This is a genomic window from Methylomonas rapida (assembly GCF_024360925.2).
Lineage (GTDB): Bacteria > Pseudomonadota > Gammaproteobacteria > Methylococcales > Methylomonadaceae > Methylomonas > Methylomonas rapida.
Map to the genome: position 1 here is coordinate 3,010,522 of NZ_CP113517.1, position 20,051 is coordinate 3,030,572.

A 20,051-nucleotide genomic window follows, 5' to 3' on the forward strand; every position below is an offset into this window, starting at 1 on the left:
ACCAGTCCTGAGCGCAGTCGAAGGGATCACGAAAAATTTCCGCCAGTTATCACCATAAACAGCGATACCAATAGTTGAATGCATAAAGTAATAATCCATCGATTGCTTGCGTGCTTTTCGTGGATTACCGATGTTTTCAGGATAATTGACCCATGATGGAAAACCAACAACCCTTTCGCCGTTTTCATTGGCAAGACGCAGACTATGCAACAGCCTTCAATACCCTACTTCGCGCGTCGGGAGAGCGTCCTCATGTCCACGCATTTTTAAGGAAGCTTATTGACCAATATCCCACGACCGGCCTCGCTTTAGACTGGGGCGCCGGAGATGGGGATTTGACGCAACTGCTTGCCAGCCATTTCGACAATATTTTAGCGATCGAACCCAATTCATCTTTGCGTGCAGGCTTGATCGCAGCATGTCCCAAAGCCGTCATACTGGACGGAACATTGAGTACCGCCATGCCACCAGGCAACGTGGATGTCGGCATCATCAGCCACGTCTTCTACCACATTCCGGACCATAAATGGAGCGCTTACGTACTCAGGGCCGCCCGCTGTCTTTCGGAACACGGCACGCTGGTGGTCATGCTCAAGGATGCGAATTCTGCTTGCAATCGCATGCTGGAACATTTTGGCGCGACACGTTTTGACCTGGTCGCGACGCTTCTCCCCATCATGCAAAGACATACCGAATATAATTATCGGCTAGAAAGGCTGCCGGGCTCGTTTTCCACCAGCAACCTGCAAGATACCCTCGACATAGCTCGACTGATGCTTTGCGACAGGGACGCCGACGCGTTCTGCCGGCCGTTATTGGAGGAAACCTTTGTCGATTACGTCAAAACCCATTTCTGGAACGAAAACACGCAAAGCGGCGGATGGCATTACGACGTGATGATGTTTACGATGAGCCGTGGAAAAACCAATCACGCGCAACAGGCGGCGACAATTCATCCTACGCCGGACATCCATCAACAAACGAACCTGACTACTGGAGAAACCCCATGAGCGAATCGATGGCGGAATTATTTCGATGTGTCACATCGGGCGTCTATGTTGTTGGTGTTGCCTCGGCTGAGCGCCATAACGCATTTACCGCCGCGTGGGTCTCGCTGGTTTCTTTTCAGCCCTTGTTGATCACATTGAGCATCAATCCCAGACACTCGTCATATCAACTATTGAAATCCGGCGGCGTTTTTTCGCTCAACGTGCTGCGCCGCGATCAAATGGCATTGGCCGAACATTTCGGGGGGCCCAATAAAAACGACAAGCTCTCAGCCATCGACTGGCGCCCCGGAAAAACCGGCGCTCCATTATTGAATGACGCCATGGCCCATTTTGAATGTGAAATGACGGCCGAACACCCCGCCGGTGACCATGTATTGATAATAGGCCGAGTCGTTGGCGGCACCCTGCTTCAGCCTGACGCCATCCCTCTGAGCTACAGGGATACGGGCGACATGGATGGCGCCTCGGCTCTTTTTCCCGCCCGTTTCTGACGAAAACGCCAGCAAGTTTGCCACGGGAGCATTGAGACCACCGCTCCCGCAATGACACACTAACCCGCCTCGCCATCGATGCGAGGCTGGGTCAAAATCGACGCATAAGACAGCGCGAACAGCGAAAAAGCCGCCAGCCAGCTGTAGGTGGAAACCATCACGAAGCCGCTATACCACGCCGGCAGTAACGCGGGAAACAACACGCGAAACAAGGCCGCCAGATTGATCAAGACAAACGCCAGCGCCATCATATTGGAAGCCTTCAAGGCCCGGCCGGTATGGCCCAACGCAACCCTGGCCATCATGCCCAAAGTCAAAATCCCGATGCCACCGACGGTAAAGGCATGTAACGCGAGAGCCAATGGAATCAAGGCATAAGCGGCCAAAGCCACCAACACAAAGCCCAAAATCAACCAGCCATAACCGACATACAGCACCCACAGCAACGGCACGTACCAAATACGCGGATTGTACCAGCCGGACACCCGCATCACGTTCAGTACGACGGCCGCCACCGCTACCGTCGTCAACAATGTGGCGGAAATATCGAACGCCAGTCCCAAAAAAACCGCCAAACTGACGACGATAGCGGCGACATCCAAGCCCGGATTCCGGATACAGATCACGCCGGATAAGCCGCGCTCGGTAAAAAACGGAAACACCCGGCCCGCAATCACCAAGATCATCATGACGATGATCGCCAACACCAGATTCAAACCCGCCATGGCGCCGGACTCCGAAACACCGAGAATTTCGGCGTGCAGCAAGGCATTGGCCAGCGCCATCGCCAGCAACAACAAGGTGAAAATCTGATTTTTGAGTTGCCCGGTTTTCAGCATCGGCTTGCTGACGAAATAAGCCAAGGCCGGCAAAAACGCCACATCGATCATGGCAATCAGCACATCCGGCAACAACTCGGAATAAAACGGCGTCACCCGGCCATATATCCACAAAAAGCTCAAGGAAGCCAATTGATCCGGCGTCACGGTTTGTACGCCAGTCCAATTTCTGACCGCAGTCAGCAAGAAACCGGCAATCACCGCCGTCGAATAGCCCAACAACATTTCATGACCATGCCAGACCGTAGCGGGATAATAATTGTCGATGTGCAGCGCCCCCTTGGACATGGCGTTCCACAGCGCAATCAACGCCAGCGCCGACAAGCCGGCCAGCGCGAAAAACGCCCTAAAGCCCATGGCGAACAGCGGGTAATCAAAAACCGGTTTGTCATTCATGCGACCTCTCCTCCAGCCAATCGATTTCGTTATGCGTGAATCCCGCGATTATACGCACTTCGCGGTTAAACGGCCCTTTGGGTTTGCCTTGGTAACAGGCGATGATCTTTTCCTTATAAACCTGCTCAGCATCCAGGCCGCGCTGGCCGGCAAACAGGTTGAACCAATAGGAACCGCGCTCGACATGGCCGATTTCGTCTTGATAGATGCGCGTCAAAATCGACACGCCAACCTGATCATTCATCGCCTTGAGCTTGTCTATCATCGCCGGCGTCACATCCAGACCGCGCGCCTCCATGCAGCGCGGCACCACCGCCAGGCGGGCCAGAATGTCGTCGGCGGTATCCTCGGCGTGAGTCCATAAACCCTTGTGGGCCGGCAGATCACCGTAATCCGTATGCAACGTCAAAAGATGCGACCTTAACATTTCGAAATGTTGCGCTTCTTCGTCGGCTATCCTGAGCCAATCACGGTAAAAAGCCTGCGGCAAGCCGCGAAACCGGTAGACGATGTCCCAGGCCAGATAAATCGCCATGAATTCGATATGGGCCAGCGCATGAAAAAATGCCGCCTTGCCCTCTTTGGTGTCCAGGCGCCGGCGCGGCATATCGCGCGGCATCAACAATTTCGGCTTTTCGGGAAACACCGTATCGGCGATTGGGCGCGGCGCTCCCTTATCCTCGAAAGACAGGCTGCCATTTTCCGCGCATTGCCAGGCTTGATGCGTCAAGCGCAGTTTATGCTCGATATCGGCTTCGAACAGACAGGCTTCGGCGAATTCAAACAGATTTTTCATGCACGTCACCGACTTTCCACCAATACCCTGCCTAGCAGGCTTTGCTTGTCTATCGGCTTCATCGCTTCGCCGGCGCATTGTTCCATCATATTCGCCAATTGCTGCGACAACACCTCGTTACGCTGCTGTTCGGTCTGCACAATGTGTTTGATTTCGGCCAAAATGCTGGCCAAGGCCAGTTGCAAACCCTTCTGCAGCCCCCTGGCTGCGGCCGTTTCCAGGGATGGCTGGAGCTTTTTATGCAAAAAGAATGGAATCAGCCAGCTCAAGCCTATCAATAACACGCTATGAATCGCAAAATTGGCGCCCAGGTAGGCCCAGGCATCGGCCGCGCTGTGATAGTAGCCGGAATACACCTGATAACCGACCACGGCCATCGCCGCCAGCGGCAACACGGTTTCACACATGCCCGTGAACTTGATCAGAAACCGCTGCATGCCGTTACCCGGCTTCAACATCGCCTGCCGCCCCATCAGCTCGCTTTGGGTAATCACGGTTTTTTCGGCATTATCCCGCACGGCTTGCAAAGCCGTTTTCAGCGGCCTGCTGGGAATGTGGTGTTGCGCCGCTTCCAGCACCAATTCGTCCAACAGGTCTTGCAAACGGTTTTGCGCCCAATCATCCCAGATTTTGATGTCGTGCTTTTGCCCCAAATTCCTGGCCCAATGTTGCGATAATTGCTGGATGGGCCAAACCAAACCTTGTTCCAGGTTGCTCCGTGCCTGCTGCCAATGCAGTTCCAGTTGCTGCAACAGCCGACCATGAGCTTGCCGGGAAAAGTTTTCCGCCAATTGCTCCAGGCATTGCCGCAACTGCTGACGGCGCAATTGCTCATGGCGTTTTTCCAATTCGACAAGGTTCTGCCGCCCCGCCAAGACTCGTAACTGCTTGAGTAATTCGCTGAATTCATCGCCATCCGGCTCCGTGCAACTGGTTCTGACGATCAGCGGATCGTCGAAGCCGGCCTTGGCCAATTGCTGCTTGAAGTCATCGAATTGCTCCCGCTGCCCCCTGTCCCACTGGTTCATCACGAACAGCCAGGCATGCTTGGCGCCCTCTGCCAGCAGCAATTGCCAGGCCTTGTTGTCCCGGTAACGTTCCGGGCTGACCACATAAAGCAGCACATCGATATGCGGTAGCCATTCCAATACCAAGCGCTTATTGGAGAGCTCCACGCTATCGAAATCCGGCATGTCTATCCAGACCACATGAGCATTGTCACCGTCATCATGCGGACTGATCTTGACACTCTCCAGCGGCAAACCGGTAGGCAATTTGTTGATGGCTAGCGATTGGTGATGATAAAGCGTCACTTCCCGCGACGTTGGCCGCTCGACGCCGGCCTTGGCAATCGCCTGACCCGCCAAGCGGTTCAACAACGAGCTTTTGCCGACACCGGTACCGCCCATGAAGGCCACGATCAAAGGCCGGGAGGCGGCATTCGCGTTTTCAGTGCCGAACAATTGCTCCGGCGAACGTTGATCGAGCGTCAATAGGGCGCGCGCTTGCTCCGCGCTTATGCGGCCTTCGGCCAGAGCCGATTGAGTCCAGGCCTGCGCGCGCGCCAATAGTTCATAGTATGCGTAATCCATGCTTCTTCTCTTTCAGTGTCCGTTCAGCTTGCTGGCATTGTGCTTCTGAGATATTGAATCTTAACGGCGAGTTGCTTTTTTCAGGCAGTGAATACAGGCGTTCGCGCAAGCAGCTTTCAAATAACACGGTTTTTACCGTATGCAGCTGATGTTGTTTCAATTCGGCCTCGACCCGGTGCATATAACCGCCGATCGCGCTTTCGGTCAGCAACGAGGTTATGCTCAGCATCATCGGCGTGATCACCAGATCATGCACGCCGATGCCGCCGGCCTGTATCGCCAACAACATCGCGCCGGCATCGGTGGAAATACGGGTGGCGCGCAAGCTGTTCAAAACCAAGGGCTGCTCCTGAAGTTTGTAGTACAGGCGATGCGCAGCCGCGTCGACGTCTTGTTTGAAGCCATTGTGATAATCCATCACTACTTGCCGATAGGTTTGCAACACCTCAGCGCGATGCTGCCGCAGCACGACCGCCGTATCACGCCACCAACCGCCGTTCGCGGCCTCCGTTTCGGTTTTTTCCAGCAGCTTGTCAGCCAGTTGTATCATCACATGCTCACCGATCTGATCGAGCACGGCAATTTCCTGCGTCGGATTGGTCGCCGAACCGCCCTGCCCCAAGGCCATCAGCTTGCGCGCCGGCCAGGTCATCACACGGCGGGTTTTACTCAGGATCTTGGCTATCCCCGGGATCTCCAACAGCCTCAGCAGATTCAGCAAAGCCGCCTGAAAGGTATGGTAATGGTGAGGGTGATCCAGATAGTCGCGGCGATAGGCCTTCTGCGCTTCACCAAGGCATTGGTCCACCAAAGTCTGCCAATGGCGTTGGGCTTGATGTTCCGCATGCAACGGCGCCAGCCATCGTGGCCAATGCCGGGTTAAAAATTGCTGTTGCTTGAGCGCGTGCTTGTTGTGCTCGATCCGTTTGACCAACTCGATCAGCGCCAACTTTGCGGCCTCCGGCCAACTTGGCAATAGCGGCTGTTTCTGAAACCACATCGATACGACTGGAGGCATCGCATCATGCCGGGTTTGTTGCCATTTTTGCGCGAGCGAATCCAGCACCAGTTTTTCACTGCCTTCGGCCAACTTATTCAGGCAAATCAAGGTCGGTTGTCCGAACGGCTCAATGATTTTCATGACCTCCCAAACCGATTGATCGGCGTATTTTTCCTTGCTGACGACCAGCACCACGACATCGGCCAGAGCGATGGTCCGAATCACGCCTTCACGGTAATCGTCGGCATCGATGGAGTCGAAATCCGGCGTATCCCACAACAGGCAACGGGGTAATAAGGCCGAATCGGTCGGACTGGTCGAAATCGCGTAACAATCAAACCGATGCCGGTTGAGCGCGGTCTGCTCCAGGGCCTGAAATCGACCGAAATAATGCTGCAGGCCATCGCAATCATCACTGTCCAATCGATGGCAAAATCCTTGCGGATGCACGGTATAACCGGCCAACGGACTGACCCCGGCCACATCGCTATTCAGCAGCAGATTGACGACCGAGCTCTTGCCGACCTGCGTCGGGCCGATTACGGCGATCTGTACGGGGAAATCCGGTCTATCGGCAAGCAATTGACCCTTGCGGATAAAAGCTTCCGCATAAAGTAATTGCTCATTATGCTGGAGATATTCAAAATACTGCGGCGTTTTTTTATCCAACCGTGCAAGCACGGATTGGTATCGCTGTTCGAGGAGTTGGATAAATTCCAGCATGTTAAATGGGCTTGGGTTTATAATTACCGAGTGAATTGCTTCGTTTAATGGCCCGGGCCACGCATTATAAATAGAAAAATCCGGGTTTGTTTATTTCGCCACTGGGGGGCTTTTATATATGAGAAAAGCGACAACTGTTTTAATGTTTCTAATCTGTTCATTGACGCTGGTGGCTTGCAATAAAAGCCACCAGATCAATGGCAGCAGTCTAAAAACCGTCAACAGGTCGGTCAATGTCATCAAGGAAAAACTACCGCTGGATCAGCGCATCGAATTTGAAGTCTCCTTCTGGACGTTGCGCGACGAAATCAGAAACAACAAGGACTTTTTGAACGAGATCGACGGCTTGACCCCGGAAAGATTGATCGAAAAAGGCAAGGAATTGTTCGCGAAACGCAAAGCGAGCGGCAACAAGGATTACGAGAAATATGACAACTGGGATCAAATGATCGCTCAATACACGCAAGAGCGGATCGATCAAAACCGGAAAAAAACCATAGACCCTCGCGACAAAAATCAAGGCAACAAGATCGACTATAAAATGCACCCCATGTAAGCTAGCGGCGCAGCACCGGGGCCGGCAATTGCTTCTGTTCCACCAATACGGAAACAAACTGGCTGGCCTCGCTGATGGTCTTTTCCATGACCTCGATCAAACGCGAAATATCCACCCCCATTTCTACAAACTCATGCCGCAGCGCGGCAATCGCATGCGCATTGAGATTGTGCTTTAAAAACAAAACCTGATCCTGAAAGGCCGCCAGCACGGGATGCATGCGTGACTCGGCGACTTGCAGGGTTTTCAACAAACGCCCATATTGCTGCCGGGATTTTTTCAATTGTTGCTGACTGCGCGCGCGCAAAGAGCGGCTGCTGTACAACGCCAATTCCGCTTCCCATTCCGCGAACAAGGCTTCGCTGACTTCCTCGATGGCCCTGATGCGCTGCGCCACTTGGTCGGCCTTGTTCCGGCAAATGTCGTAGCGTTTTTTCAATTGCTGGTAACGCTGCTCCAGTGAACTGTCGTCGTAGCGAGCGATACTCTTGAATTTTTCCAGCGCATCGACAAACTGATCGCGACTTTCTTTCAGACTTTCGCACGCCTGATCGACCTGAAGCACGACAATGTCGCGTTTGTGATGCCCCAGCAGCGATTCTCGACTCTGATAATAGGCATTACGCAAAGGTTTATTCAGCAGAGATTTGACGAACTTGATCATGATATGGACAAAAAACGATCCTTATTGATAACTCTGGTTTTGTAACCAGCCCCTGCGACAAAACTTACAAAACCAACGTCGATAACGCCACCTTGCTGTAAATCCGTCAGAGCGGCCCCCTCATCGACTGAGCAAGACTTAACCAGCAGCAAGGCGTCCGCCTGGACCCGACCGGCCAGCCAAGCCGCCAGACTGTCTGAGGTAATGTCCCAACTGGGGACGATCCCGGCTTCATCCAGTTCATCGATATCCGGCGACCACACCGCCACCTTCGGCAGCGAGATTATCTTCAGAACGCTATCGAACAAGGCAAAATCCGGTTTCAGGCTATTGAACAACAAGGCCATTTGCCCCATCGCCAGGATCGCCATGCGATGCGCCGCGACATCATCGAAACCCCATTGGCGTTGGGCCAAGCGAACTTGATCGGCAAACACGCCACCACCAGGAACCAGCAGAATGTTGCCGGGATAACGCTCAACCGTATCCAGACAGGCCGGCAACGCCGAAGCGCTCAGCAAACTGCCGCCCAGCTTGATCACCGTGATCACCGCCGCAACTGCTCCAATAATTGCAACAGCGCGGCGGCTTTATCGAAGCATTCCTGATATTCGGCGGCTTCATCCGAGTCGTTGACGATGCCGCCACCTACCCAAAAGCGAATGCTGCCCTGGTTATGCACCAACGTGCGTATCGCGATGTTGGTGTCCATATTGCCGTCAAAACCGATATAACCGATCGCGCCGCAATAAACACCGCGCCGATGCGGTTCCAATTCCTCGATGATTTCCATTGCGCGTATCTTGGGAGCGCCGGTAATCGAGCCACCGGGAAAACAGCTGCGCAATAAATCCAGCGCATGCCGCCCCTCGGCCAGCTCGCCGGTTACGGTACTGACCAAATGATGCACGGTGGCATAACTTTCGATCGCAAATAATTTCGGCACCCGCACAGAGCCATCCTTGCAGGTTTTGCCGAGGTCATTGCGCAATAAATCCACGATCATCACGTTTTCCGCTCTATCCTTGGTACTGGCGGCCAGCTCGGCGGCTTGGCGCTGGTCCTCACTGGCCAAGGCCTTACGCGGACGCGTGCCTTTGATCGGTTTGGTTTCCACTTGGCCGTAGCTTACTTTCAAGAAACGCTCAGGAGAAGAACTCAGCACCTGCCCAGCCGGCAGGTTCAAATAGGCACTGAACGGCGCGGCATTGATCTTGCGCAGCACTTGATAAGCAAACCACGGATTACCCTGGCATGCGCTAACGAAGCGTTGCGTCAGATTGACCTGATAACAATCGCCTTCTTTCAGATAATGCTTGATTCTGGCGAAAGCCCGACCATAAGCACTTCTGTCCATATTGGATTGCGGCGTGGCCAAAACCCGGAAATCGTCGACCACGCGCAACAGCGGTAAACGCCGAAATTGTTCAGTTAACCGAGCGACTTGCCTTTCGCTCAAGTCATAACCCAGCAACCAAGTTTGGCGTTTTTGATGATCGACCACCACCGCCCAGCGATAAATGCCAACCGCCATCTCCGGCAATTGTTCGGCATCCTTGGCAAGGGCCGGCAACTTTTCGATGCGTCTCGCCAGATCATAGGCAAAGTAGCCCATCGCGCCGCCATTGAAAGGCAAATCATCCACGCTGGGCAATGCCTGGCCCAAGCGCTGCTTGAGCAACTCGAAGGGATCCTCGCTGCTCGCTGTTTCACCCTCCCGATCGCGGATGAACGTGATAGCCCCGCGCGTCTCCAGAGTACAAACCGGATCATAGGCCATGATGTCGAAACGGCCCTGCTGGCTACCAGGAAAGGCACTATCCAGAAAAATCGCCCAGGGCTGATCGGCGCATACCGCAAACAATAAGGCGCTATCCTCGAAATAAGGCAATGATTGTTTTGTAAGCTTAAAAGGCATCAGCGGGAGTGATTAAGCGATTCGGTCTTGCCGAAGAAATGCGTGATCATGGACTGATTTTATACCAGCCACCGGCATTAACCAAACCCAGCGGCCAGATAAGCCACCGCAACCGCCGGCGCACAGTCGGCGGCATCGACATCGCCCACCGAAGCCCCTTGCCGCAACAGCGCGGTGAAATCGACATAACCGAGTCCGAGATCGGCGGCTATCTCCTTGGCTAAAAAGCGCCCCACTCCGGCGCCAATCAGGCACAAATCCTTTGCCTGATCGCAGCCGCTTCCCAGCTGCTGCAGACAGGCTTCGTGTATGAGCGCTCGCTGTTGGCGCTTCAGTTCCTGCGCGAACGCCAACCAAAGCGGCCAGTCGCTTTCCACAAACTCGAACCCCGTCATCCGGGACAAACGCCGTGCGCTGGCTACCGGAGACTTATCCGCGCCATCGGCGGTTTCGCTTTGATCATGGGCTTCATTCAAATCTCCCGTCAAGCGATACACATCCGCCATGGTGGCAAAGTATTCCGCCATGAGTCCCATGTCGCGCCCATTGAACACAGCCCGCTGCGCCACGGCCATTACGGCCGTACGCACGATGCCGGTGTAAACCAATTCGCCGGAAACCAGGCGCTCATAGTCGGTATGGCCCACAGCTTGCACAGCATGGCTTTCTATCCGCAAGATATCGCTGGTGGTACTACCAATATCGACAAATAGCGCGTTTTTCCGGCACCTGGCCGCCAATTGCGCGCTCGCCAGCCAATTAGCCGAGGCGATGACCATGTAATCATCGCTGCGCACGTCATCAAGCGAAATGAAACCGGCGTTACCGGCAAAAACACGTATATCCGATTTAGGCAATCTGCCTTGCAAGGTGTGCAGGATGGCTTCCACCCCTTGCTCTCGGCTGCTGAAGCAATCGACCAATTCTCCGGTCATCGTCACCGCATGCCGTTCGACCTCTCTGGGTAATTGCATGAGCACGGCATCGATAGCCGCCTCCAGATAGGACAACCCTTTCCACAACGGACACGGTCGTTGTATCACTTGCAGTACGACGCCCGAATCATCGAGCATGGCGGCTTTTACATGGGCTCCGCCAATGTCCCAACCTATGATGAATCTTTGCATGATTTAATGAATGGTTACCTGAATGGGGCCAACGCCAGAAAATGTCAGATCGGGCTCGCCTTCCAGCAGGCGCAAGACTTGCTCGGCGACATTGATGCCGGTAGCGCGCTGGATGCCGACATAAGACGTGGTCAGGCGAGGATTGATCTCCAATATCAAGGGTCCTTGGTCGGTCGTTTCGATCAAATCGATACCGATATATCCCCAAAGCCCCGGCATCGCAGCGGCAATTTGCCGAACCAGGGTTTGGTAAAAAGCCTGGCGCGGGTTCGGCGCGTTGACCAAACAACCGTGCAAATTAAAAGAATGACCGGTTTTATCGACCTGTTGTTCGTTGCAACATAGCAGCCAGCCCCGACCTCGTTTGCATAAACAGGACAGGCTGACGGCCCGCCCTGCCAACAAGGGCTGAGCCAGATAACGGGATGGATCGTCCAGACCGGCCACCGTAGCCTGAAATTCGCTTGCATTCTGCAGGATACGACTCCCTTCGCAACCAACGCCATCGATGGGCTTTATGACGCAAGCCGAAAAAGGCAATCGCGCCCACTCCGCAACCGACACGCTTGGCACAACTGGCAATGCATGCGACAGCAAACAGTGATAGGTTGCCAATTTGTCGCCACATAACGCGACCGTATCAGGATCTGACAATAAAAAGATCTTGCCCGCCACGATGACACGCCGCGCCAGCTCGGCGAGCAAGCCCCCCGTCTCCGGGGCAATCAGCCAAACCGCATCGGCTTCGGCAATCAATGTCGCCAAGACTTGGTTGAGGTCGGTTTTTGCGTCAACTGGCGTCACATGCGTATCGGGGGGCAATGAAACATGCATGCACCGGCTATCCAGCGGTAACAACAGCTGCAGATCAAGCACGGACTTTAGATCATCCAGCAAAGCCTGTAACATCATGCCGCCTTCGGCAGCCAACGTAGCCGGCAAGTCCTGCCCGGCCAAACCACCGCCCGTAATGTATTCAAAAACAAGAATTTTCAACCGATTCAAACCTTATGCAGATTATTCCAGTGATAGACTTGAAAGACGGCCAAGTCGTACATGCCGTCCGCGGTGATCGTGCAAACTATCAACCCATACACCATCATTCGGTACTCAGCGCCAGCAGCCATATCGACGCCGTTTTGGCGGGCTTTTTAGAAATTTTCCCGTTCAAGCGCTTCTATATCGCCGATTTGAATGCCATTACCGGCACGGACGACCACCAAGCACTGATCGCCGCAGTGTTAGCAGCGCATCCCGAGATCGAATTCTGGCTCGACGATGGTAGCCCCTTATCGAGACTGCAAAGCCCTGTGCCGAATTTGAAACAGGTGATCGGCACGGAATCCCAGCAAGAACCACCTGGCCTCACGCAACACGATTATATTCTGTCGCTGGATTTTAAAAACGAACGCGCAAGCGGGCCCGCTTCCTGGTTTAGCGAGAGCCGGTATTGGCCCAGCACCGTGATCGCGATGACCCTGCATCGCGTGGGCAGCAATAATGGCCCGGACTTCGACAAACTTGTTCAGTTACGGCAAAGCCACCCGGATAAACGCCTCGTTGCGGCTGGCGGCATACGCAATTACGCCGACCTTGTTCAACTTAAAGCCATGGGCGTACACACCGCCTTGCTGGCAACAGCCTTGCATGCCGGTGCCATTGGCACACCGGAGCTAGAAAACCTTTAGGCAAAAAAATACCCCGGCAAGCCGGGGTATTTTGTCCAACCAATTGTAACTAAAAGATTAAACTTTGTTAGTTGCAAATGGGTGTTTAGCTTCTTTTTTACCAGCAACGACTTCTTTAGCAGTCGGAGTGCCAGCAACAGCGCGAGCGATCGCTTCTTTGGTTGCTTTGTAGTTGTACTCTTCGATTTTTGCATCGTCTTCAGCCAACCAGTGGATGAAAACACCTACAGAAACGAACAAGTCATCCGCTTCGTCTGCTGGGATGGTGCCGTCTTCGACAGAATCAGCAACAGCCATAGCAACGCCACGTTGAGCAGGTCCAAACATTTGAACAGCTTGTTTAGAACCTTTGATGGTTACTTTGTTGAACAGAATGGTAGCTGGTTTAACCATCAGGTTAGGAGCAACAACAGCCAACAGGGTTGAGAAACCGTCTTTGTTGTTTGTCAGCGCATTTGCGAATGCAGTTTCAGCAGCTGAACCACGTGGTCCGATGATCAAGTCGATGTGCGCGACTTCGTTGCCGTCACCAACCAAAGATTCGCCAACGCGCATGTTTGTAATTTTTGCCATTTTTAATTTATCCCCTAAAGATAAGATTTAACCAATTGAAAGACATAGCATGTCCTTATTAAAGCCTCCGGGAGATTCCATCCAAAACTTTTTAGTCAAATCTCATGACTAAAAAGTTGTTCCAGAAGCACCACTAGTACCGTTGCGACAGTGATGTCAGCGGTAGTACCCGGGTTGACTTTTTTCGCCTTGAACGCCTCATCGATGCGATAAAGCAACGGCAAGACATCGTCCGGCTTGTCCGCAGCTTTGATAGCCTTGCAAAGCTCGGCCATCTGTTCCGCGATCCACTCTGAATACTGCTTTCCATACTTTCGCTCAATATGGCTATCCGGAAAACGCGCCAACATTTCGGCAAAAACCGTCAGTGCCGCCCATCCGCTTTCGCCAGACAAAACGAAAGCACGATTATACTCTGAAATCGTGAATTCAAAAATATCTTTGAAACAATTTGTGTATTGCAACGCAATTCGATCGCGTTCGGCCGCGATGGCCATGGCTTGCGTCAAGGTGACAGTGGCATCCTGATTCACGTCTTGCCGACCGGACTCACCCAGCCCGGCCGGCGCCGCCAACACGATGGCCTTGAACACCCATTCCGCGTCCCGCACGGTGGTATTGTCCAATACATTGGACAAGGCCTGGCGCAAGTTTTGCCCCCTCGCGGCCGTTTGCACGGCCTGCATCAACGGCGCGCATAGCAAGACTATCCCCAGATTGGTATTGCACGCCACCGCTTCACGCGTCGCCTCGATCGCGTAATAGATTTTCTCGCCCAACGAATAATCAGGATTTGTAATGGCCGCCGCACTGACCTTGGCACTGAGCCTGAAATCTTCCACCGTCATATCATCAGCCGCACTGTATATACTGACATTGCCCGGCTTGAAAGCCTGCAACTCGGTTTCGCAGGCCTGTAGATAGACATCCATCAACGCTTGTCGCTCTATCATGCTGATTGCCCCACATGGCGCTCAAGCAAGTCCTGAACCAGACAAGCCGCTATATCGACGCCGCAAACGCTTTGCAAGCCTTTCCAGGCCGGCACGCTGTTGACCTCGATCACACTCAGGGAGCCATCGCGCTGCCGGATGATATCCACGCCGGCATAATCCATTTTTAATACCGCCACGGCGCGCACCGCCAGTTCGGCTACCTCGTCACTGAGCGCTATCGCTTCGCAAGTCGCCCCGCGCGCGACATTATTCAACCAGGAAATCCCGCGCCGACGCATCGCGGCCACCGCCTTGCCATTGATGACGAATACACGCTTATCGTAATAACCTTCGCCATCGCACTCGACAAAGCGCTGCAAATAATAAATACCGTGACTGCTGGTCAACCAGAACAAATCGGTCGATTTTTCGATGCGGCGTATGCCCTCACCCTGCGAGCCGAACAAAGGCTTGCTGATCAAATAATGTCCCGCCGCCAATTCTTGTTCGGCGACCGTCAGCGCTTCGTCCCGGTCACGCAACACCCAGGTCATAGGGGTCGGCAAGCCAGCGTTTTGCAATAGAAAACTGGTCATGGCCTTGTCGACGCTGCGCTCTATCGCATGCCCATCGTTATAGACGGGCACGCCCAATAGTTTCAGCGCATGCAGCACATCGAGATAAAACACCACTTCTTCCAGCGAGCCGCCCGGCACGCCGCGCACGAAAACAGCGTCCGGCAATTTTTGCTCAAAGCCCGGGATATGCAGCAGAGGAATGCCGGCGGTCTGTATCCGGCAAGCCGTCAGGGAAACGTATTCGGCAACACAATCACGCTCGGCAAAAGCCCGGCATAATTGCTTGCCGTGCCAGCCGGGGTCGTCGGTAAAAATCGCAATACGGCGCACAGAAGTCATGTCAGGTTGACGCTAGATAATAAAAAAGCCGGTCTCGATAAAGCCCGGCTTTGATAAACAGAGAAAGGAATTAGAGGCCGAAGGATTGATCCAGCAGGGCATTGTCCAATTTGCCGGCACGAAAGCTTTTGCCGGATTCCACCGCCGTGACGATCACGCTGGCCGGACTGAACAGCATCGCATCGATTTTGAAAAAATCGTATTCATAGGCCTTGAAAATGTCGGCAAACGGCTTGCCATAATCCTTGGACGTGGAGCTCGGCAATTCTTTCGCCAGTTTTTCAGCAGCCTCGTCGCTGCCCTTGACGAACAAATGCACCTGCCCTGCGAACAGAATCGCATCATTGGTACGCCCCATCGCCTTGACGAAATTGGGGTGCGGCGGGCAAATTGGTGCGGAACCCGAACCGTCGACGATATTCTCCAAGGGGAAATGCAGCGCATGCGCCTTATGCATCGCCACTTCCAGCACCCGACCCACCACTTGCACACCACCCGCCAGACTGCTGGTGGGGGTAACGATGATGGTCAGATTGGCCGGAGACACGCCGCAGGCTGCCGCGACTTTTTCGACGATTTCCAGCGGCGGCACCGCATCGTTTTCGATCACCAGCACTGTGTTATCGCAGCTGTCGCGGTACTCCAATTCTTTGTACAACTCTTCGACCGGCTCGACCGCACCGTCTTTGACTTTAGTAGCCATTGCCCGCGCAGGACCGGAACCCAAGGCGTAATATTTGCCGTGCGACAAACTCCAACCAGCATACTGGCTACCCAGGCAAGACAGCACCGGATTGGTGGCATGCACGTTAATCGTCAGCGGCCAGTTGTTGGTATAACTGCTTTGCGAAATCGTCGCAGTCCCCATACCACCCATGCAAATCTCGGTGATGATGCGTCCCGCTTCCAGGCCGCCCGGCACCTTGATGCCGGCATCGATAATCGTGCAACCGTTTTCCTGCTTTTCGATACCCAATCTCAATTTATCCGCGTTATCCAGCAGATGTTTAACCAAGGGCTGAGTGAGTTTATTGACGCTTGCCTGATATTGCATGATTTTAGAAACCTATATTCAAAATATTTTCAATGACTTGCTGCCTATGACACAGGCACTCCTCTGCCTGGCCCGGACTTTTTCCGGCGGCAATGATACTGCATATGGGCTGCCCCATGCCAACAATTGCGCCGCCGCTCGGCCTGTCCAGCGCCCAGTCAGGCCAATCCACAGACACTGGAATCTTGACCGCCTGCTTGGCATACACGACTTGATAGGCAGCAGGCTCGGACTCGATAGAGTCATCCGTCATCACGCCCAAACAGGCTTGCAGGTGGAGGCTGAACACCCGTTTGCCATACAACTGTGCGCTGGCCGGAATCCTGGCATTGATTTCGAGCACATAGCAATAGCCATCGGCCAGCATGAAATCCAGGCTTCCCAAGCCCCGCAACGGATACACCCGCGCCAGCTTCGTCAACCATTCATATAACAGGCGCCGATGATCGTCCGACACATTGGCATGACTGGCGATACCCGCAAACAAAAAGGGCTGCTTTTCATGGCCGACGGAACAGATCCACTGCCGATTGAATCCCACTATCCCGATCCGACCTTCCGCAGCCAAGAACAGCATGGACAAAGCCTCACCTCTGACGAAACGCTGCCAGTAGAACTTATCCGCACAAACCGAATCATTTGGATCATGCCACCTGATATGAGCCCCTCCCGCGCCGCTAACAGGCTTGAGCAACCATTGCCTTCTCTCGCCACTCGGCGGAGTAAAAATCGTTTGAGGATACAGAATTGACAATGCGGCAAGCCGGGCAAAAAAGGCGGGCTTATCCTGAATCTGTCGAAAAACCTCGACCGAATTCCCCAATACGACCCAGTTTTGTTGCAGAAAGCCCAGGGTTTCGAGGTGATCTTCAAACCCACTGCCATAGACGACATGCGTCAAGCCATGCTTCACTTGCACCGCATCGAGCGCCGGCCGCACCTCATTCAATCTCAACGACTCGACTTTAATCGCCTCCAAGGCCAATTGCAGGGTATCGGAATCGGCATAACAATCGATTGCCACCGCAGAAAAACCCGCACCGACAGCCATCTGCACCAGCATGCGCGCGGATTGCGCGATCACCAACAAAGTCAATGGAATATCTTGTTCAGCCATGCCACGCAACCTAAAAAAATTTCAGATTAGCAAAAAAAACTCTGGATTTTAAAAAATTATCTGGCATAATGCGCGGCTCATGGAGAGCTGGCTGAGCGGTCGAAAGCGGCGGTCTTGAAAACCGTTGACGGCTTATACCCGTCCTGGGGTTCGAATCCCTAGCTCTCCGCCATTATTTATGATTAAGGCCTTGATAAATAACGTTTTATCAAGGCCTTAATTTTTTCTACCCTACTCCCTACCCTACTTTTGATTCTAATAACCATCACTGATTCCATTTCAGCCGGCGTTATTTTATACAGGATCATTATCAGCCATTTGTCGACTCCACGCATGATTTGAGTCCAACAACGGGCTCAACAATCCTGGATAGAGCGCAATCCCGATTATTGGCGTCAATACCGTGAATCTCATCCAAAGTATGCTGATCGTAATCGTACATTACAACGCACTCGCAACACCAAAGCCAAGATTAATCGAATTGGAAATATGGACGCGTCAACCCCAGCAAAGCTGCTGCCATCAGGAATTTACAGACTAAGGTTGGTGACAGAAACCAATATTGCAAAGATGGACGTTTGGACCTTAAAAATCTTGGTACATGCTTGCGAATGTCGGCCATAAGCCAGTGTTGCAAATAGATGACTTGATCGGCAAACCAATCTGATTCTTATACCGTATTGTCAGTTCGCTCTTGGTAAACCCTGGATTTGGCTGGCCCCGCTTAGAAAATAGCTCCGGTCCACCAGTGGCTTGGTGAGAGCCTAATTTTCATGTGAATGGGGATCATCAGGTTTGATAAATGAAATCTTGATTAGCAATCATTTTCCGCTCATCCCAAAAAAGCTTGGCAAACAAGCGTACACTCAACAGAAAAGTTATCTGGAGGTGTGTCATGATCTGGACCGCAGGTGTGTTCATACACGCGGTAACAGGGGCGACTGTCGACGTCGGAGAATGACGATGCTATATCCACATCAAATTTGGCAGCACCGGTTGCCTGACGCGCTTTCTGGATCTCGGCCAAATCGGCGGACGACATTCCTCAATTTTCGGCAGGATGTACGTCGGATCCAGCCCCCTGCGTAATCATTGCCGCCGGCACGACGGCTAAACCCAGCCGTTATTGCCGGTTCTTACCCTTAACTGCTTTCACTCATTTCTATCGAATGGCAGCAGTCAGATCTTTTCAGTGGACTCCAATAGAACAGGCCAACACAGTTACATGCTGTTATTTACCACTGATACGATACATCGCTGGCCAATTTTATAGAGTCCCTTTCGGCTACCGTTCAATGTGGACGCTCTAACCGCATATCCTTTCTGTAACACGTATTTTTTCATCTCGTGTTCGCATTCTATCTCTAGTCCCATTTCCTTTTTGTTACCACCGGTACCGCCGGGCGAAATGCGGAAACAAATTTTACCGGTCTCTCTGTTTTTCATCTTAACCGGATAGAGCTTGTCGCCATTCTTGTGAACTAAATAAAACAGATTGCTAAATAGAGTATCAGTCATAAAACATCCAGCAAGTTAAAAAAATGAAAAAAGGAGTCCTGAATACCTTGCATTCGGCCTGAAAGATGGTATTCTATTTTCAACGGGAACAAATGAGTCCTTATGTCACCGCGGAGCCACTATGATAACACTGTCAAAAATCACGAGAGAAGAAGCCAAAGAAACCGCCATGATGTTTCTGAGTATTTGGTCCATGTGGGCCGATTGCTTCTTCGACCCTAAAGCAGGGGCTAGATTGTTGGGAATCAATGAAGAAAACTACGAAGGTGGCGATATTCACTACGACCATCTACCTACAGCGGTACTGAAAAAAAATATTTCACAAAGCAACTTAGAGAACAATACGTTTGTAAAACGGATTGAAGAAATTTTGGATTTTGCGCAAACAGGCGCTTGGAATGGCATAGATACCATTCATGGCACAAAGCATTTTGACGCGTGGTTATTAGAGGCGATCACAGAATTAGGCTCATTCAGACAAATGTTTGGTAAACGACCAATTTTGTCATTTAAGGAGGCTGGGATTGTGATGCTAGGAGGCGACGATGACCCAATTTTAAACACTTTATTGACAATAACCGATGCGGCCTACGCCAGATGGAAACTGTTGGAAGGGTTAGCACTGACATTGGATGAAATCGCGTTACTGGCCGGGGTTGGGATAAAAACCGTGAGAAATGCCGTTAGTTCGAAAGGACATGACCGCTTGATTGTCTCTGGTCGCATCGAAGATAAAACCGTGATCGAAGCCGAAGAAGCGTACCGCTGGCTGTTAACAAAAAAAGGGTTCACAGGACCGTTTCTTTATCACGAAGAACCGCCTTTCGACAGCTACGAGACATTAGGTCAATTTCGACATCATTGCTATGTCATGAGAACTTTGGCGAAGCTGGAAATTGCCGAGTTGACCAAAAAACTTGACTGGAACGAATCGCTTATTCAGGCATATACCGATTTGGAAAAATTGGACGCCTCCGAGAGGTTAGAACTTTTAACACCTGAAACGCTGATGCAAATCGGCAAATTTTACCAATCGAAAAACCTTCATACATTTGTCGTCGAGGGTAGCCGGATTTTGGCTGCGGTCGCCGCCGAGTATCGGGCGAAACAGTTGTTCAACTAAAGATAAGGGTGATT

General features: G+C 52.6%; 19 protein-coding genes and 1 tRNA gene. 6 read left to right on the forward strand and 14 right to left on the reverse strand.

The window, feature by feature from the left end; genetic code table 11:
* Positions 1 to 152 precede the first annotated feature (152 nt).
* Together NM686_RS14110 and NM686_RS14115 are read left to right on the forward strand one after the other, a co-directional pair.
* The gene (locus NM686_RS14110; protein ID WP_255188475.1) at positions 153 to 1,010 is read left to right on the forward strand and encodes a class I SAM-dependent methyltransferase; all 858 of its coding nucleotides are present in this window, start codon (positions 153 to 155) and stop codon (positions 1,008 to 1,010) included.
* The gene (locus NM686_RS14115; protein WP_255188476.1) at positions 1,007 to 1,501 is read left to right on the forward strand and encodes a flavin reductase family protein; all 495 of its coding nucleotides are present in this window, start codon (positions 1,007 to 1,009) and stop codon (positions 1,499 to 1,501) included. Before NM686_RS14110 ends, NM686_RS14115 begins: the two co-directional genes overlap by 4 nt.
* A 59-nt stretch (positions 1,502 to 1,560) precedes the next feature.
* On the opposite strand, the gene NM686_RS14120 is transcribed toward NM686_RS14115, so the two are convergent.
* Genes NM686_RS14120 through NM686_RS14135 form a run of 4 tightly spaced genes read right to left on the reverse strand, consistent with a single transcriptional unit; the run spans position 1,561 to position 6,847 of the window.
* Entirely contained in the window at positions 1,561 to 2,736 is a 1,176-nt protein-coding gene (locus NM686_RS14120; RefSeq protein WP_255188477.1) for an NnrS family protein, read from the reverse strand.
* Entirely contained in the window at positions 2,729 to 3,532 is an 804-nt protein-coding gene (locus tag NM686_RS14125) for a ferritin-like domain-containing protein (RefSeq protein WP_255188478.1), read from the reverse strand. Before NM686_RS14125 ends, NM686_RS14120 begins: the two co-directional genes overlap by 8 nt.
* Positions 3,533 to 3,537: 5 nt before the next feature.
* Positions 3,538 to 5,124 (reverse strand): GTPase, encoded by a 1,587-nt coding sequence (locus tag NM686_RS14130; protein WP_255188479.1) that lies wholly within the window; start codon positions 5,122 to 5,124, stop codon positions 3,538 to 3,540.
* A complete protein-coding gene (locus tag NM686_RS14135; protein WP_255188480.1) occupies positions 5,105 to 6,847 on the reverse strand; it encodes a GTPase in 1,743 nt (580 codons plus the stop codon). Before NM686_RS14135 ends, NM686_RS14130 begins: the two co-directional genes overlap by 20 nt.
* Before the next feature lie 142 nt (positions 6,848 to 6,989).
* On the opposite strand from NM686_RS14135, the gene NM686_RS14140 reads away from it, so the two are divergent.
* Positions 6,990 to 7,403 carry a hypothetical protein gene (locus NM686_RS14140; protein WP_255188481.1) on the forward strand — a complete coding sequence of 138 codons (414 nt, stop codon included), beginning with the start codon at positions 6,990 to 6,992 and terminating at the stop codon, positions 7,401 to 7,403.
* Between the two features lies 1 nt (position 7,404).
* Here NM686_RS14140 and NM686_RS14145 read toward each other — a convergent pair whose 3' ends face one another.
* From NM686_RS14145 to NM686_RS14165, 5 genes are all read right to left on the reverse strand, one after another.
* Entirely contained in the window at positions 7,405 to 8,067 is a 663-nt protein-coding gene (locus NM686_RS14145; protein ID WP_255188482.1) for a DUF2959 domain-containing protein, read from the reverse strand.
* Positions 8,064 to 8,618 (reverse strand): amino acid kinase family protein, encoded by a 555-nt coding sequence (locus NM686_RS14150; RefSeq protein WP_255188483.1) that lies wholly within the window; start codon positions 8,616 to 8,618, stop codon positions 8,064 to 8,066. Before NM686_RS14150 ends, NM686_RS14145 begins: the two co-directional genes overlap by 4 nt.
* A complete protein-coding gene (gene pabB, locus NM686_RS14155; RefSeq protein ID WP_255188484.1) occupies positions 8,615 to 9,985 on the reverse strand; it encodes an aminodeoxychorismate synthase component I in 1,371 nt (456 codons plus the stop codon). The genes NM686_RS14150 and pabB overlap by 4 nt, the downstream gene beginning before the upstream one ends.
* 77 nt (positions 9,986 to 10,062) lie before the next feature.
* The gene (locus NM686_RS14160) at positions 10,063 to 11,112 is read right to left on the reverse strand and encodes a hydantoinase/oxoprolinase family protein (RefSeq protein WP_255188485.1); all 1,050 of its coding nucleotides are present in this window, start codon (positions 11,110 to 11,112) and stop codon (positions 10,063 to 10,065) included.
* A 3-nt stretch (positions 11,113 to 11,115) separates the two neighbouring features.
* Positions 11,116 to 12,108 carry an ATP-grasp domain-containing protein gene (locus NM686_RS14165; RefSeq protein WP_255188486.1) on the reverse strand — a complete coding sequence of 331 codons (993 nt, stop codon included), beginning with the start codon at positions 12,106 to 12,108 and terminating at the stop codon, positions 11,116 to 11,118.
* A gap of 14 nt (positions 12,109 to 12,122) precedes the next feature.
* Here NM686_RS14165 and NM686_RS14170 point away from each other — a divergent pair, with 14 nt between their 5' ends.
* On the forward strand, positions 12,123 to 12,800 hold the full coding sequence (locus tag NM686_RS14170) for a HisA/HisF-related TIM barrel protein (protein ID WP_255188487.1): 678 nt from the start codon (positions 12,123 to 12,125) through the stop codon (positions 12,798 to 12,800).
* A gap of 57 nt (positions 12,801 to 12,857) precedes the next feature.
* Here NM686_RS14170 and fae read toward each other — a convergent pair whose 3' ends face one another.
* The 5 genes from fae to NM686_RS14195 all read right to left on the reverse strand — a co-directional run bounded on the left by fae (position 12,858) and on the right by NM686_RS14195 (position 17,396).
* Complete coding sequence (gene fae, locus NM686_RS14175; RefSeq protein ID WP_255188488.1) at positions 12,858 to 13,373, reverse strand: formaldehyde-activating enzyme; 516 nt, start codon at positions 13,371 to 13,373, stop codon at positions 12,858 to 12,860.
* Positions 13,374 to 13,468: 95 nt separating this feature from the next.
* Positions 13,469 to 14,326: a triphosphoribosyl-dephospho-CoA synthase gene (locus NM686_RS14180; protein WP_255188489.1), complete on the reverse strand. Its 858-nt coding sequence runs from the start codon at positions 14,324 to 14,326 to the stop codon at positions 13,469 to 13,471.
* Positions 14,323 to 15,216, reverse strand: a complete 894-nt coding sequence (locus NM686_RS14185; protein ID WP_269022974.1) for an ATP-grasp domain-containing protein — start codon at positions 15,214 to 15,216, stop codon at positions 14,323 to 14,325. Before NM686_RS14185 ends, NM686_RS14180 begins: the two co-directional genes overlap by 4 nt.
* Before the next feature lie 79 nt (positions 15,217 to 15,295).
* Positions 15,296 to 16,279: a methenyltetrahydromethanopterin cyclohydrolase gene (gene mch, locus NM686_RS14190; protein ID WP_255188491.1), complete on the reverse strand. Its 984-nt coding sequence runs from the start codon at positions 16,277 to 16,279 to the stop codon at positions 15,296 to 15,298.
* Between the two features lie 4 nt (positions 16,280 to 16,283).
* A complete protein-coding gene (locus NM686_RS14195; RefSeq protein WP_255188492.1) occupies positions 16,284 to 17,396 on the reverse strand; it encodes an ATP-grasp domain-containing protein in 1,113 nt (370 codons plus the stop codon).
* Positions 17,397 to 17,477: 81 nt separating this feature from the next.
* Here NM686_RS14195 and NM686_RS14200 point away from each other — a divergent pair.
* Positions 17,478 to 17,568 (forward strand) — tRNA-Ser (locus NM686_RS14200).
* Positions 17,569 to 19,035: 1,467 nt separating this feature from the next.
* Positions 19,036 to 20,037 carry a hypothetical protein gene (locus NM686_RS14205; RefSeq protein ID WP_255188494.1) on the forward strand — a complete coding sequence of 334 codons (1,002 nt, stop codon included), beginning with the start codon at positions 19,036 to 19,038 and terminating at the stop codon, positions 20,035 to 20,037.
* The last annotated feature ends 14 nt before the right edge of the window (positions 20,038 to 20,051 follow it).